Origin of the sequence: Kitasatospora sp. NPDC017646 (assembly GCF_044329365.1) — a bacterium.
In the GTDB taxonomy this organism is placed as follows: Bacteria; Actinomycetota; Actinomycetes; order Streptomycetales; family Streptomycetaceae; genus Kitasatospora.
In genome coordinates this window covers 15,993-28,785 of sequence record NZ_JBIRJC010000010.1, presented here as the reverse complement: position 1 = coordinate 28,785, position 12,793 = coordinate 15,993, and the positions used below count along the sequence as shown (strand labels likewise).

Annotated in this window: 16 protein-coding genes; 5 read left to right on the top strand and 11 right to left on the bottom strand. The window is 73.0% G+C overall.

Annotated features, from left to right (window positions below; genetic code table 11):
* Positions 1 to 14 precede the first annotated feature (14 nt).
* The 5 genes from ACH4J0_RS17630 to ACH4J0_RS17610 all read right to left on the bottom strand — a co-directional run bounded on the left by ACH4J0_RS17630 (position 15) and on the right by ACH4J0_RS17610 (position 2,823).
* Entirely contained in the window at positions 15 to 251 is a 237-nt protein-coding gene (locus tag ACH4J0_RS17630) for a hypothetical protein (protein WP_396241016.1), read from the bottom strand.
* Positions 248 to 616 (bottom strand): hypothetical protein, encoded by a 369-nt coding sequence (locus ACH4J0_RS17625; RefSeq protein ID WP_396241014.1) that lies wholly within the window; start codon positions 614 to 616, stop codon positions 248 to 250. Before ACH4J0_RS17625 ends, ACH4J0_RS17630 begins: the two co-directional genes overlap by 4 nt.
* Positions 617 to 818: 202 nt before the next feature.
* The gene (locus tag ACH4J0_RS17620) at positions 819 to 1,508 is read right to left on the bottom strand and encodes an alpha/beta hydrolase (RefSeq protein WP_396241012.1); all 690 of its coding nucleotides are present in this window, start codon (positions 1,506 to 1,508) and stop codon (positions 819 to 821) included.
* A gap of 48 nt (positions 1,509 to 1,556) precedes the next feature.
* Complete coding sequence (locus tag ACH4J0_RS17615) at positions 1,557 to 1,952, bottom strand: hypothetical protein (RefSeq protein ID WP_396241010.1); 396 nt, start codon at positions 1,950 to 1,952, stop codon at positions 1,557 to 1,559.
* 307 nt (positions 1,953 to 2,259) lie between these two features.
* Positions 2,260 to 2,823, bottom strand: a complete 564-nt coding sequence (locus tag ACH4J0_RS17610; RefSeq protein ID WP_396241008.1) for an ArsR/SmtB family transcription factor — start codon at positions 2,821 to 2,823, stop codon at positions 2,260 to 2,262.
* A gap of 441 nt (positions 2,824 to 3,264) precedes the next feature.
* Here ACH4J0_RS17610 and ACH4J0_RS17605 point away from each other — a divergent pair, with 441 nt between their 5' ends.
* Positions 3,265 to 4,701: a PQQ-binding-like beta-propeller repeat protein gene (locus ACH4J0_RS17605; RefSeq protein WP_396241006.1), complete on the top strand. Its 1,437-nt coding sequence runs from the start codon at positions 3,265 to 3,267 to the stop codon at positions 4,699 to 4,701.
* A gap of 134 nt (positions 4,702 to 4,835) precedes the next feature.
* Positions 4,836 to 5,645, top strand: a complete 810-nt coding sequence (locus ACH4J0_RS17600; protein ID WP_396241004.1) for an alpha/beta fold hydrolase — start codon at positions 4,836 to 4,838, stop codon at positions 5,643 to 5,645.
* A 97-nt stretch (positions 5,646 to 5,742) separates the two neighbouring features.
* Here the strand turns inward: ACH4J0_RS17600 and ACH4J0_RS17595 are convergent, their stop codons facing one another.
* Entirely contained in the window at positions 5,743 to 6,732 is a 990-nt protein-coding gene (locus ACH4J0_RS17595) for a helix-turn-helix domain-containing protein (protein ID WP_396241002.1), read from the bottom strand.
* Between the two features lie 186 nt (positions 6,733 to 6,918).
* Between ACH4J0_RS17595 and ACH4J0_RS17590 the strand changes: the two genes are divergently transcribed.
* Positions 6,919 to 8,316, top strand: a complete 1,398-nt coding sequence (locus ACH4J0_RS17590; protein ID WP_396241000.1) for an alpha/beta fold hydrolase — start codon at positions 6,919 to 6,921, stop codon at positions 8,314 to 8,316.
* A 55-nt stretch (positions 8,317 to 8,371) separates the two neighbouring features.
* Here the strand turns inward: ACH4J0_RS17590 and ACH4J0_RS17585 are convergent, their stop codons facing one another.
* The 5 genes from ACH4J0_RS17585 to ACH4J0_RS17565 all read right to left on the bottom strand — a co-directional run bounded on the left by ACH4J0_RS17585 (position 8,372) and on the right by ACH4J0_RS17565 (position 11,970).
* Positions 8,372 to 8,938, bottom strand: coding sequence for a hypothetical protein (locus ACH4J0_RS17585; protein WP_396240998.1), 567 nt, complete (start codon positions 8,936 to 8,938; stop codon positions 8,372 to 8,374).
* On the bottom strand, positions 8,935 to 10,077 hold the full coding sequence (locus tag ACH4J0_RS17580; RefSeq protein ID WP_396240996.1) for a serine hydrolase domain-containing protein: 1,143 nt from the start codon (positions 10,075 to 10,077) through the stop codon (positions 8,935 to 8,937). Before ACH4J0_RS17580 ends, ACH4J0_RS17585 begins: the two co-directional genes overlap by 4 nt.
* A gap of 159 nt (positions 10,078 to 10,236) precedes the next feature.
* A complete protein-coding gene (locus ACH4J0_RS17575; protein ID WP_030287320.1) occupies positions 10,237 to 10,719 on the bottom strand; it encodes a hypothetical protein in 483 nt (160 codons plus the stop codon).
* Positions 10,720 to 10,879: 160 nt separating this feature from the next.
* Complete coding sequence (locus ACH4J0_RS17570) at positions 10,880 to 11,113, bottom strand: DUF397 domain-containing protein (protein WP_396240994.1); 234 nt, start codon at positions 11,111 to 11,113, stop codon at positions 10,880 to 10,882.
* Positions 11,110 to 11,970, bottom strand: coding sequence for a helix-turn-helix transcriptional regulator (locus tag ACH4J0_RS17565; RefSeq protein ID WP_318277812.1), 861 nt, complete (start codon positions 11,968 to 11,970; stop codon positions 11,110 to 11,112). The genes ACH4J0_RS17570 and ACH4J0_RS17565 overlap by 4 nt, the downstream gene beginning before the upstream one ends.
* A 178-nt stretch (positions 11,971 to 12,148) precedes the next feature.
* Between ACH4J0_RS17565 and ACH4J0_RS17560 the strand changes: the two genes are divergently transcribed.
* Entirely contained in the window at positions 12,149 to 12,592 is a 444-nt protein-coding gene (locus tag ACH4J0_RS17560; RefSeq protein ID WP_051747083.1) for an ATP-binding protein, read from the top strand.
* The gene (locus tag ACH4J0_RS17555; RefSeq protein ID WP_396240992.1) at positions 12,589 to 12,777 is read left to right on the top strand and encodes a hypothetical protein; all 189 of its coding nucleotides are present in this window, start codon (positions 12,589 to 12,591) and stop codon (positions 12,775 to 12,777) included. Before ACH4J0_RS17560 ends, ACH4J0_RS17555 begins: the two co-directional genes overlap by 4 nt.
* Positions 12,778 to 12,793 lie beyond the last annotated feature (16 nt).

Below are 12,793 nucleotides of genomic sequence, written 5' to 3'. Positions count from 1 at the left end.
TCGCCTCGACTGGGTCAGGTGGTGACGCTGTCCACGGAGTGGACGGTGTAGCCGCCGCGGGTGACGGGGGCGAAGGGGGCCAGCGCCATGCAGGTGCCGACAACGGGCTGGTAGGGGTTGCCGTCATCGTCCAGCGCCATGTTGCCCACGCCCCAGGAGAAGCCCAGGCGGTCCTTGCCGTGGCCGTTGCCGTCGTAGACGCTCAGGCCTATTCGCTGACCGACCGGCAGGCCGTTCGACTTGGTGATCACGGCGGACAGGGTGGCGACGGGCCCGCGAGGCAGTCCACCGTGGCGTCGGACTCGCGGAAGTCCCCGGAGGCCGTCCGGTGGGAGAAGTGGACCGTGCCCCGGGCGTCGGTGGGAAGGCCGTTGGGCAGACCGGGCACGACGCGGGTGTGGGGTGCGCCCTCGGCGTCGATGGTGAACCAGATCTCGTCGTCGGGCACGATGCCGTAGAGGACCCGGGCGGAGCCCGTGACCCTGGCCGCCCCGGACGTGGTGTGGAAGTCCTTCGCCAAGGCCGGTGCGGGGCCGGTGAGCGACGTGAGGGCTACCCCGGTGAGAGCGGCCGCGGCAAGACGGGCGGCCCGAATGCGGAAGGAGGTGCGGAACACGGTGGAGACTCCCTTCTGCGACGGCCCCGGTGGCCGCCGCCCCGGTGACTCCAAGACTGGTCGCCGACACCCTCTCCGCACATGTGCCGATCGGCATAGGGCGATCATCGAGTACGCGCGCTGGCCCTGCCGATCGACAGGGCCAGCGCGGCGCGCGTGAGTGAGGTCCACGAGCCGGCGGGCGTACCGGCCCCCTGCCCCGCTACGCCCGGGCGGGGAGCCGGGTGCAGACCGCCCCCGTCGCCGGCGGCGCCGTCCCGGCACCCAGTACGGCGAGCGTGAAGTCCGTGGTCAGCGCGTTGACGTCGGCGCTCTGCCGGACCAGGTAGTGGCTGCCGCCGGGCACCTCGTACCGCGCGAGCTCGGGCGTGACCTGCCGGGCGCGCAGCGCGTACTCCAGGGACTGGGCGGCGCTCGCCGCGCTGCGGTCGGCCGTGCCGTGCACGATCAGCACCCGGCGTCCGGCGAGGTGTTCGACCCGGTCGCCGCTGGGCAGCCAGGGGGCGATCCCGGCGACCCCGGCGACGTTCGGGTGCCCCGCGCACCAGAACGCGGCCCGCCCGCCGAGCGAGTTGCCGATGAGCACCACCGGGGCGCCGGGGTAGCGGCGTTCGAGTTCGTCGAGTGCCCAGCGGGTGTCGACGGCGGTGTCCGCGTCGGCGCCGTTCCAGCCGCTGTAGCGGTAGCGCAGCAGGTGTACCGCGAGGCCGTGCGGGCGGCCGCGTCCGGTGAGCTCGTTGGCGAGCCCCTGCAGGCCGAGTTCGGCGATCCGCAGTGGTCCGCGCCGGCTCCGGATGAATCCGCCGGGCAGCAGCAGGGCGACGCCGGAGACCGGGCCGTCGCCCTCCCCCGGGGTGAGTTGTGCGGTGCGCGGACGCTGCGCTCGGAACACGCCGGTCCTTCCTGGGGGTCGGTGGTGCCTGGGGTGGACAGGCGGATTCTACGGTTCCGGCGAGGGGTCACGGTGCGTCAGGAGCGACCACAGGACCCACCCGGTGACCCGGGTGCGGCTGACCAGGACCTTGGCCCAGCGGGCGCCGAGCGGCGAGGTCCAGGTGTCCACGACCTCCACCCGGTCGCCGGAGCCCGCCAGCCCGATCACGGTGTCGCCGCCGAAGTGGTCGATCCGGACTGTGGCGGCGTTCGCGGAGACCTCCCACCACCCCGTCCCGACCCTCGGCGCCCGCTGCTCACCGGGGGCGACGGCGGCCGGGACCAGCAGGATCGCGAGGGAGACCACTGCTGCCGCCGCCCGGCCGATCACCGCCACGGCGCCCTCGGGCCGGCGCTGTGCTCGGGGCGTGCGGGAGCTGTGGAGGGCACGGGGATCACGCACAGCAGAACGAGCCGCCCGGCGTGCACGTTCGGTCGTGGGCCGATGCTCATCCGGTCTGGTGAGCGCGCACGGTGGTACAAGGGGCGGGCCCAACCTGTGACTTCGCCAATTCCGGCTGGCGCTGGGCGAGTTCCTCCCTGGTCGTCGTTTCCGCCCGGGGCCTTGAGCCGCCCGCCGTGGACCCGTTCGACCGGAGGGCCGGGCCGCAGCTGCCGGGGTGGCCGGTGAGGGGTTCGTACGGCAGGCGGCCGAAGGCGTGGAGGTGGCCCCGGCCCGTTTCGGCGGGCCGTGCGCGCAGGGAGGTCGGTCACCCGTTCCGGCGGCCGGTCAGCTCGTCCAGGACGGCGTCGAGCAGGCCGGGGCGGCGGCCGTCGAGTTCGTTCCGGCGGAGGGTGACCAGGCGGGTCTTGCCGCTGGTGCGGACGGCGACGACGCCGGCCTCGCGGAGGATCCGCCAGTGGTTGGAGAGGGTCGAGCGCGGGACGGTGAGGCCCTCGGGGCCGCAGGTGGTCTCGCTCTCCTCGGCGAGGCGGCGGACGAGTTCGAGGCGGACCGGGTCGCCGAGGGCGTGGAGGACGGCGGCGAGGTCGAAGTCCTCGGGGTGGGGCTGGGGCAGGGTTCTCGGTGGCCGCCGAGGGCCGCGCCGTGCGGAGACGGAGGCCGGAAGATGAAGGTGCTGGCGACGCTGGCCCGGGTGTACGTGGACGACCTGGACGCCGCCCTGCCCGCGCTGCGCGAACTGACCGGTGAGGAGCCCGGGTTGGGTGGTGGTCGTGGACGGACTGTTCGCCCGTACGGTCGCCCCGGGCAGGCCCTGCGACCGCCTCGACGTCTTCGTCGACCTGCCGGCGGACCTGCGGCTGGCGCGCAAGATCGAGCGCAAGTGCGTCGTGGGCGACTTCCCGCTGGCGGTGCTGCTGCGGAACTACGTCGGACACCGGCGGGCCGCGCACGAGCGAGCGCCACGTCGAACCGCTGCGGGCGCGGTGCGACCTGGTGGTCGACGGTGCGCTGGCTCCGGAGCTGCTGGCCGGGCAGGTGTGGGCGGCGGCTGCCGGCAGGCGCGGGCGGGGCCGCGATTCCTAGCGATCCGGCCGGTCAGGGCCTCCCATGCGCAGGGTAGGGCGGGGTTTTCCCTGCTCTTTGTTTAGGATCTTGCCCTGCTCTGCGACGATCCGATGATCGTCGCCCTACTGCGGGGGCGGCGCTTCGCAGGGGAGAGACCGGCATGGCCGAGCGGCCCGAGGACAGTGTCGTCCGGGCACGGATGAGGTGGCGCGCCAGGTTCGCCGGGTTCGCCAGAAGCTTCGCCATGAGCAAGGAGACCTGGATGGTGGTCTCCGGCGGGGTCCTGGGGGCCATGTTCGCGAGCCTGGGCCTCGCGGTGGTGTTCGGGCCCGCCAACGGGTTCGGCGGCACCAGCCTCGCCTTCATGGGCGCCATCAGCATCCTCGGGCTGCTGCCCTGCGGCGCCGGCTTCGTCTGGGCGCTGATCCACCCCAGGCACGGGCTCCCCTCGGCGGCCGTCGGCACCGTGCTGGGGCTGGGGATCTTCCTGTGCTTCGCCGGGGACGGCCTCAACGACTCCTGGAAGGCCCCGCCGGACCGCCCGTCCACGGTCCGCGCGGTCGGCAGCTGGGCCAGCGGGAACCTGGTGGTGCGGGTCCGCCCCGACCGGGTGGTGGCGTACCGCAGTGGCAGCGGATCCGTCGCCTGGCAGTGGACGCCGCCGGGTGAGGACTCGCTGTGCACCATGAGCCGGGGGATCGGAGCGGGTGGCATCGGCCTGGTCGGGCACTCGCCGCACGGCAAGCCCTGCGCGGCGGTGACGTCGCTGGACCTCGCCGACGGCAAGCCGGGCTGGACCGCCACCGTGAACGCCCCCGCCCGGGACGGGGACTCCGCCGATTCGGACCTCGTCGCCGTGGCGGGCACCGAGGCCGTGCTGCAGGGCACCGACGGCTGGCGAGCGGTACGGCTGACGGACGGCCGGGAGCTGTGGCGCAGCGCGCCCGACGCCGGGTGCACGCCGCTGGAGGTCGCGGGCGGGGAGCAGGACGTGGTCACGGCCGCGCAGTGCGGCGACGGGTCGGCGGTCCTGCGCTCGCTGGCACCCGGGGACGGGCAGGGGCGGACCCGGGTCGCCGTGCCGGTGGACGGCGGGCTCAGGAACCTCATGGTGGTGTCGGTCGACCCGCTCGCGGTCTGGGTCGACGCCCAGGCCGAGCGCGGCACCCACGCGGTGCTCAGTTACGACCGGTCCGGGAAGCAGCGCGCCTCGATACCGGTCTCCGGCGACGAGTACGACCTCGACGTGATGCTCGGCGGGGTGCACGCCTTCGACGAGTTCACCGCCCGGCCGCTGTTCGGCGGCGTGGTCGTCGGGGACCTGTTCATCGTCCCGGGCGAGAAGCCCGGCGACGTCAGCATCAGCGGCGGCACACACCCGGGCCGCACGGCCACCGGACGGCTGGTCGCGTACTCCCTGGCGGACGGCAGCAAGCAGTGGACGGCCGGCCTGGACGACCAGGTGACGGGAGTGCTGGTGGACGGCGCCTCGGTGTGGGCGATGACCCGCGACAAGCTGACCCGGGTCGACGCGGCGACCGGCCGCCGCAGCCGCGAGATGGACGTCAACGACACCGCCTCGCTGTACCCGGTGGACCTGTCGGCGGCGGGGCGGGAGCGCTTCACGGTGGTCGCCGAGGACGGCACCGGGGAGGAGCCGCCGGTGCGCGGGCTGAGCTGAACGGGCCGTCGCCGCCGGTGGCGGGCGCGGTGGGCTGGTACGGGCCGTCGCGGGCGGTGGTCGGCGCGGGCTGAGCGTTCCAGGCGGTTGTGTCAGGCTGGTGGGGGAGCACCGCCGAGCTCGGGAGGCTCGTGATGGCCGAGATCAGGGTGAACGGGGTGTCGCTGCACTACGAGGTGCGCGGCGACGGCCCCGGGGTGGTGCTGGTGCACGGCTCGTGGTGCGACGCGGACTGCTGGGCGCGGGTGCTGCCGGGCCTGGCCGAGTCCACCACCGTCGTCGCCTACGACCGCCGGGGCCACAGCCGCAGCGAGGACCTGCTCACCCAGGGTTCGGTGTTCGAGGACGCGGCCGACCTGGCCGGGCTGATCCACGGGCTGGGGCTGGCACCCGCCTTCGTCTGCGGTGACTCCTACGGCGGGCTGGTCACGCTCCGTCTCGCCGCCGCCCGGCCCGACCTGTTGCGCGGCATCGCGGTGCACGAGCCGCCGGCCAGCGGCGTCCTGCTCACCGACCCCGACCTGCGCCCGATCGGCACCGCCTTCGCCGACCGGATCTCCGCCGTCCGGGAGCTGCTGGAGCAGGCCGAGTCCGCGGCCGCCGCCGAGCTGTACGTGGACAGTCTGGCCTTCGGCCCGGGGGCCTGGGAGCAGCTGCCCGCGCCGGTCCGGCACACCTACGTCCGCAATGCGCCGACCTTCCTGGACGAGCTGCGCGACCCGGACGCGCTGGACCTCGACCTCACTGGGCTGACCCGGTTCACCGAGCCGGCGCTGCTCACCCAGAGTGAGGACAGTGCGCCGGTGTTCGGCGAGGTGCTGGACCAGATCGACCTCGCCCTGCCGAAGGCGGAACGGCACCTGTTCACGGGCGGCGGGCACGCCCCGCACCTCTCGCAGCCGGAGGAGTGGGTCCGGGTGATCCTGCCCCGCGCCCTGGTCTGAGCCCCGGCTTCCTGCTCCGCGCGCTGCTCTGAGCCCCGGCCTCCTGCCCCGCGCCGCCCTGGCCCGAGGGCCCGGCAGGCCCGGCCAGCGGCCCCGGTCAGCGCCCCGCCAGCAGCTCCTCCCCGCGCGGCGTCCGCCGGTACAGCACCTCCCGCCCGCTGCGCACCCGGCTGACCAGGCCCGAGCGGTGCAGCACCCCCAGGTGGTAGGAGACCGTCCCGGCGCTCAGGAAGTGCTGGGCGGCCAGCGCGGCCGTGGTCGCCGGGTCGACCAGCGCGGCCAGCAGGTCCGCCCGGGTCGGCCCGAGCAGTTGGGCCAGCGCGGGGCCGGGGGTCCGCGGAACGACGGACGGCTGGGCGACCGGGTACATCAGCGTCGGTGCCCGGTGGTAGCCGTCGACCGGGTCCAGGATGACGTGGATCCTGCGGCTCACCAGCGTCGGCACCAGCAGCACCATCCGGGCGGGCAGCGTCACCTCGAATCGGCTCTCCAACTGGAGCAGCCCGTCCGACCAGGACAGTTGCGGGTCGAGGGAGTTGAACAGCGCGCCGGAACCGTGCCGGGCGAGGAAGCGCCCCCGCTGGTCGATCTCGGCGTCCAGCACCGTCCGGGCGTCCGGCCAGTACGGCGCGACGGCCAGCTCCCAGTACCGTCCCAGCTCGTCGGCGATCCGCTCGGCGAAGTAGCGCGGGCCGCGCCCCAGGGTGCGCAGCACCACCTCCGGAACCGGACGGCCCACCAGGTTCGAGGCGGCGATGCCGCGTTGGACCGTCTCCAGCTCCGCCCGGACCCGGTCCGGGTCGGTGCGGCGGACGGCCTTCAGTTGCTCCGCCACGGTCGGCTCCGGGCCGGTGGGGTGCGGGGAGAGGAAGTCGGGGATGTAGCCGCCGTCCTGTTCCAGCGCCAGCTCCGACAACAGTTCCAGCTTCTCCCGGCGCAGCACCCGGCGGGTGCGGCTGACCCAGGCGTACGGGCCGGTGCGGGAGTTGAGCCGGGAGGCCATCAGGGTGTTGACCGCCTCGTGCAGCGGTGAGACCGCGAAGCGGGTGCGGGCGAGCCCGGCCGAGTCGATGGTGAGCCGGATCATGCCGTCGTTCCCCCTGCCGGAGTGTCCGGACGTGTCGGTTTTGTCGGCCGTCCGTGGGCGTTTCCGGATCGCGACCGTTCGACCCTGGTCGAATCCTGGCACGAACGCTCGCGTTCGAAGTCGCCCCGGCACAAGCTACTTCCGTGACCGCGTCAGTACGGACGCGGCGCGAGCGGAAGGACGAACATGACGAGCATGCGCGGCCGCGTCGCCGCCCTGCTGGGCGCCGCCGCGGTGGTCGCCGGCACCACCCTGGCCACTCCCGCCGTCGCGGCGCCGGACCAGTCGGCCGGAGCGCACCGGCACGGCGGCGGGATCACCGGCCAGGCACCCTGCCAGGCAGCGCCCGAATTCACCTGCGGAACCCTCACCGTGCCGCTCGACCGGAGCGGCCGGACCCCCGGCAACCTCCAGCTCGACGTGGCGATGACAGGCAACGCCGACGCCCCCAAGGGCGACCTGCTGTTCCTCACCGGCGGCCCCGGTCAGCCCGGCGTGCCGCTGATGCGCCGGATCGCGAGCAAGATCGAGCCGCTCCTGAAGGACTACCGGCTGGTGATGTACGACCAGCGCGGCACCGGCCAGCGCGCCCTGCAGTGCCCGGGCCTCCAGGAGGACATGGGCTCCTCCGACCTCGCCGTGCCGCGCAAGCAGTCCATCGCCGACTGCGCCACCGCCCTCGGCCCGAACGCCCGCTTCTACAGCACCGCGGACACCGTCGGCGACATCGACCTGCTGCGCCAGGCCCTCGGCGACCACCGGCTGACCCTCGACGGCGTCTCGTACGGCACCTTCGTCGCCGAGCGCTACGCGCTCGCCCATCCGGCGCACGTGCAGCGGCTGGTGCTCGACTCGGTGGTGCCGCAGGGCGGTTACGACCCGATGGACCTGGCCGCGCTGCCCGCCACCGCCCGGGTGCTGCGCGCCGCCTGCCAGGCCACCGGCTGCACCACCGACCCGGCCCAGGACCTGGCCGCAACCGTCCGCACGTACGGCGACGGGGCGCAGATCCTGGACGCGCTCACCAGCTACGAGTTCACCGACCCCAACTACGGCGGGGTGCCGGAAGCCCTGCACGAAGCCGCCGGCGGACACCCGGAGAAGCTCCAGGCCTTCATCGACCAGGTGCACAAGGGCGACGCCGCCCCGGCCGAGGCGCTCAGCCAGGGCCTGCACGCCGCCACGCTGTGCGCCGACGGGCGCTACCCGTGGGGCTCCTCGGACACCCCGGTCCAGGGCCGGGCGGCCGCGCTGGAGCGGACCCGGCAGCACCTGACCGCCGAGGAGACCTGGCCGTACGACCCGGCGACCGCGACCGGGCTGGGCAGCCTGCTGGTCTGCCAGGACTGGCCGCGCGAGCAGGTGCCGCCGCTGCCGCCGGCGCACCGCAAGCTGCCCGACGTGCCGGTGCTGCTGATCGGCGGGGACCGGGACCTCTCCACCCCGTACGAGTGGCTGTACCAGCAGGCGGCGCTGGCCCACGACCCGCAGATCGTGATCGTCCCGGGCGCGGCGCACTCGGTGCAGACCCGGGCGGCCAACCCGGTCGGGCGGCAGGCGGTCTACGACTTCCTGCTCAAGTGATGCGGAGGAGGTGGCGGGCCGTTCCGCACAGGGGACGGAACGGCCCGACACCTCCTCAGAGTTCGGCCGCCCCCCAGCCGTCGTCGGGCAGGGCCGGGTCCGGCCCCGGGCAGTCGACGTGGTCGTAGCCCCACATCATCGCCTTGTACAGCATCCAGTCCGCCAGCTGCGGATCGTTCCTGTCCTCGCGGTCGGTGAGGATCAGAGCCACCCAGACGTCCTCGGCCGGCGAGAACTCCAGGGTCCGTTGGCCGGGGAGGTTCTCGTACGTCACCGTCTGCCAGGTGCAGCCGGCCGCGAGGAGCGCGGTGGTCAGCTCGGACTCGACGACCCTGGTCCGGTACGTCTGCAACCCGTCGCCGGACAAGGGGAGTTCGAGTTCGCCCTGCCAGGTCGGCAGGGACACCGAACGGAGCTGTCGGCAGCGGCAGAACACCGTCAGCACGTCGCCGAAGCCGAAGGCGTGCGGCCAGCGCTTCTTGCGGTGGATGCGGCCGCCGTCCCACGGATCGCCGTAGCGGGCGGCGAGTTCCGGCAGGGTGGCGCCGTAGCGCAGTTCACCGAGGGAGCCGGTGGCGACGAACTCGGTGAGCCGGGCCAGGAAGTCCGTCGAGTCCGTCACCCCAGGCACCCGCGCACCGCCTCGATCAGCCGGTTGGCGCGGGCGTCGCCGTGGCCGATCATCCGGTTGGCCACGTAGCCGAAGCCGACGCCGAACTCGTCGTCGCCGAAGGCGAACTGGCCGCCCGCGCCGTCGTTGCCGAAGCTGCGCGCGCCGAGCAGCGGGCGGAACGCGGGGGAGTCCAGCAGCAGGCCGGAGCCCCAGCGGGCGCCCATGTCGAAGCCCAGGAAGCCCTGGCCGGAGGAGAGTTCGCGCACCGCGTCGGTCACGGTGTCGTGCGAGAGCAGCCGGGGGGCGCCGTCCACGCCGGTGGCCGCGGCCGCGTAGAGGCCGGCCAGGCCGGTGGCGGAGGCGACGGCGCCCGCGCCGGGCAGCTCGATCGCGTGCAGGGCCGGGTCGTTCCAGCCGTGCGGCACCTCCAGGCCGGGGAAGACCAGGGCGCCGTTCATGGTGACGATCCGGGTGAGCAGGTGCTCAGGGCCGGGCATCGGGCGGCGGCCATCGGCCTCCACCAGCCGCGCCAGAAGCGGGAGTTCGCTGTCCGGCAGGCCGATCCACAGCGGCAGGCCGAGCGGTTCGGTGATCTCCTTGCGCAGGAAGGCACCCGGGGTCAGGCCGGTGAGTCGGCGGATCACCTCGCCGACCGCGAAGCCGAACACGTGGCCGTGGTACTCGTAGGTCGTCCCGGGCTCCCAGAGCGGCTGCTGCTCCTCGATCGCGCGGACCGCCGGCTCCCAGGCGGCGATCTCCTCGAAGGTGAGCACCGCGTCCAAGGCCGGGAGGCCGGCCCGGTGGCCGAGGACCATCCGGGTGGTGACGGCCTGCTTGCCGTGGCGGGCGAACTCGGGCCAGTAGCGGGCGATCGGGGCGTCCAGGTCGAGCAGGCCGCGTTCGGCGAGCAGCAGGGCGCTGATGCTGACCGCGCCCTTGGCGCAGGAGAACACCGGGACCAGGGTGTCCTGGCTCCAGGCCCGGCCGGTGCGCTGGTCGGCGGTGCCGCCCCAGAGCTCGACCACCTTGCGGCCGTCGACGAACACCGTGACGGCGGCTCCGAGTTCGGGGAAGTCGGCGAAGTTGCCGGCGAAGGCGTCCGCGACGGCGCCGTAGCGTTCGTCGGCCCATCCCTGGTACTGCTGCATGGGTGCTGCCCCGTTCTGTTCGCATGGCGTCCGCGGGACGGCGTCCGCCAAGATCATCGACCGGACCACGGTACGGGGTCGGAGCGGCCGTGACGAAGGGTTTTGGCCGGTCCGGGACGGATGGGGCCGGTGTGACGGCGGCAGCGTCGTGCCGGGGCGCTAACCGGCGGCCACGGTTCGGCGGGAACGGCGGTGCGGCCACGCGCTGAGGGCGAGGGCCGTGCCGATGCCGACGAAGGCCGCCGCACCGGCCGGGACGACCCAGCCGGTCAGCGGGTGGTCGCCGGAGCTGCGGTCGAGCGCCGGGAGCAGGGCGGTGAGCAGGCCGTACGGGATCAGCAGGATGCCCGCCCAGGCGGGGGTGAGCAGCAGGCGGCGGGGGAGGGGGCGGGCCGGCGGGCGGTGGGTGAGGAGCAGGGCCAGGGTTGTGCCGGTCAGGGCCAGGACGGCGGTGAAGTCGATGCCGTGCCGCTCCAGCCAGATGAGGGCGGCGGGGGCGCCGTTGTGCCGGAACTCGTCCGCCATGTCGAAGCCGTCGGCCATTCCCGCCCGGCCGCCTGCCGCCCAGTAGGACTTCAGGGCGATGTAGGGAAGGGCGAGGCTGGCGGCCAGGGCGACGGCGCGGGGGTGGTGGCGGGTCATGTCCGCTCCTTCGGTCGGTGGTGATCCAACCGTCGTGGAGACGGGCCCTGGTGGACGTCCTGCTCGGGTAGTGCTGGGGGCGGCGGTCTCCCTCGGGCGGGGGAGACGCGGAGGGGAAGTCGGCCGGGCCGACTTCCCCCTCCTGGTGTGGCGGTGGTGGTCAGGCGGTGAAGCGGGGGTCGCGGGCCTCGATGGCCTGGATGAAGGCGGTCCATTCGGCCTGGTTGAAGGCGAGGTGGGGGCGGTTGGGGTTCTTGTCGTCCCCGACCCACACGTCCCCGTTGTCGAAGCGAGCGACGATCACACAGTTGCCATTGGATTCGCCGGAGAAGGGGGACTTGACCCAGGAGGCGACGGTGGGGTCGTGGTCGTAGGGGTCGTGCTGCTCGCTCACGTGATCTCTTCCAACTTGCGTTCAAGGGCGGCAAGGGTGGCGTCCGGTGAAAGCGCGCACCGCTTCAGTCGGGCGAAGGCGCGCTCGGCGCGCCGGACCTCGCGTCCCGATTTACGCGGGAGCATACCGCCCACTGCTTCGACGAATGAGAAGCCCTCACCCGGGTCTCCCGGGAAGCGGAGAAGTGTCAGGCCAGACGCCAGAATCCCAGGTCGTCCGGCGCTCAGCGGAACCATGCGAACCGTGACGTTCGGGTACTGAGCCACCTTGATGACATGCCGGAGCTGACCAGCGAGGACTTCTTCGTCGCCGCCAACCAGCAGGGTGACCTCGCCGAAGTAGGCGTCGAGCTGGAGCAGCGGCGCGCGAGTGAGGCGGTGTTGGCGCAGGATACGGATCTCGGCAGCAGCCTCGGTCTGGTCTTCGCTGAGACCGTCGAGACCAGTGGCAATGATCTCGCGGGCGTAGTCCTCGGTCTGCAAGAGGCCCGGGAAGGCCGCCAAGTAGTAGTCGAGCATCTGAGTCGCATCGGATTCGAGGCTCAGGTACTCGGCGAACGCCGAACTGATCGTGTCGGCGAACTCGTGATCCTGCCACCAGTGCCGTGAAGGGCTGTCAGTGGCGAAGGCCTCGATCTCGGCTCTCTCCGGCCCCGTGACGCCGCAGTGGTCAAGGAATATGGCCAGTTCGGCGGCGGTCACCGGTAGTAGCGCGCGCTCGATCTTGCTGAGCCGCGCCGGGTTCCAGCCCTTCAGGCCGGCGGTCACCTCGGCAAGCGTCTTGTTGTTCTCCGTTCGCCACGCTCGTAGCTCGTCTCCGAGGCGGATCTGCCTGATCGCTGACGGGTCCTTGCTCAACACGTCCCTCCCGTGGTCCGCGTTCAGTCTCGCTGCTCGCGCTGTGGGGGCTCAAGCCGGCTATCAAGATCAACTAATTTATTTTCTGCTTGTCGTCGTTCGGGTTGCAAATTCGATTTTTGATCCTCCACACTCAACGTGACCGCACGAACACGCCACTGAAGGTGTGGGGTGACCCATGTCCACCTTGCGTAACCCGGTCCTCCGAACCTGGGAGACCGCCCTCACCGAGCACTCGACCTCGGTCCGTACCGCCCGCCGCCTGATCCGCGAGCAGCTGACCTCCTGGGGCTGGACCGGCGACCCCGTCGACGACCTCGAACTCATCGCCTCCGAGCTCGTCACCAACGCCGTCGTCCACGCCTGCCAGGGGCACGGCGAAATCCGCCTCCAGCTCCAGGAGTTCGACGGCGACTGCCGCCTCGAAGTGTGGGACCCGCGCGGTGATCTCGGGGTTCACCGACCCCACCCGCGCCGCTTCGGTGAGGGCGGCCGTGGCGTCGAACTCGTCCGCCGACTTGCCTTCGACTTCGGCGTCATCGCCCGTCGTGGCGCGGGAAAACGAGTCTGGGCCCGCGTCCTGCTCGAACCCGCCGACGACCTTCCCCCGCCCGGGAGTTGATCCCCATCAAGCTCGCCCCCACGGCTGCGATCACCGTCGCCAGCCTCGCCCTCGCCTGGTTCGCCTCGGGCCTCGTCCCCCCGCGCGAGCCGGCCACCGCCGATGTCGTCTGGTGGAGCACCCTCGCCGCCGCCCTGATGACCGGCTTCAGCCGCCACGACGGCCCCACCGACGACGACGATTGATCCGAGGCGATCCTCC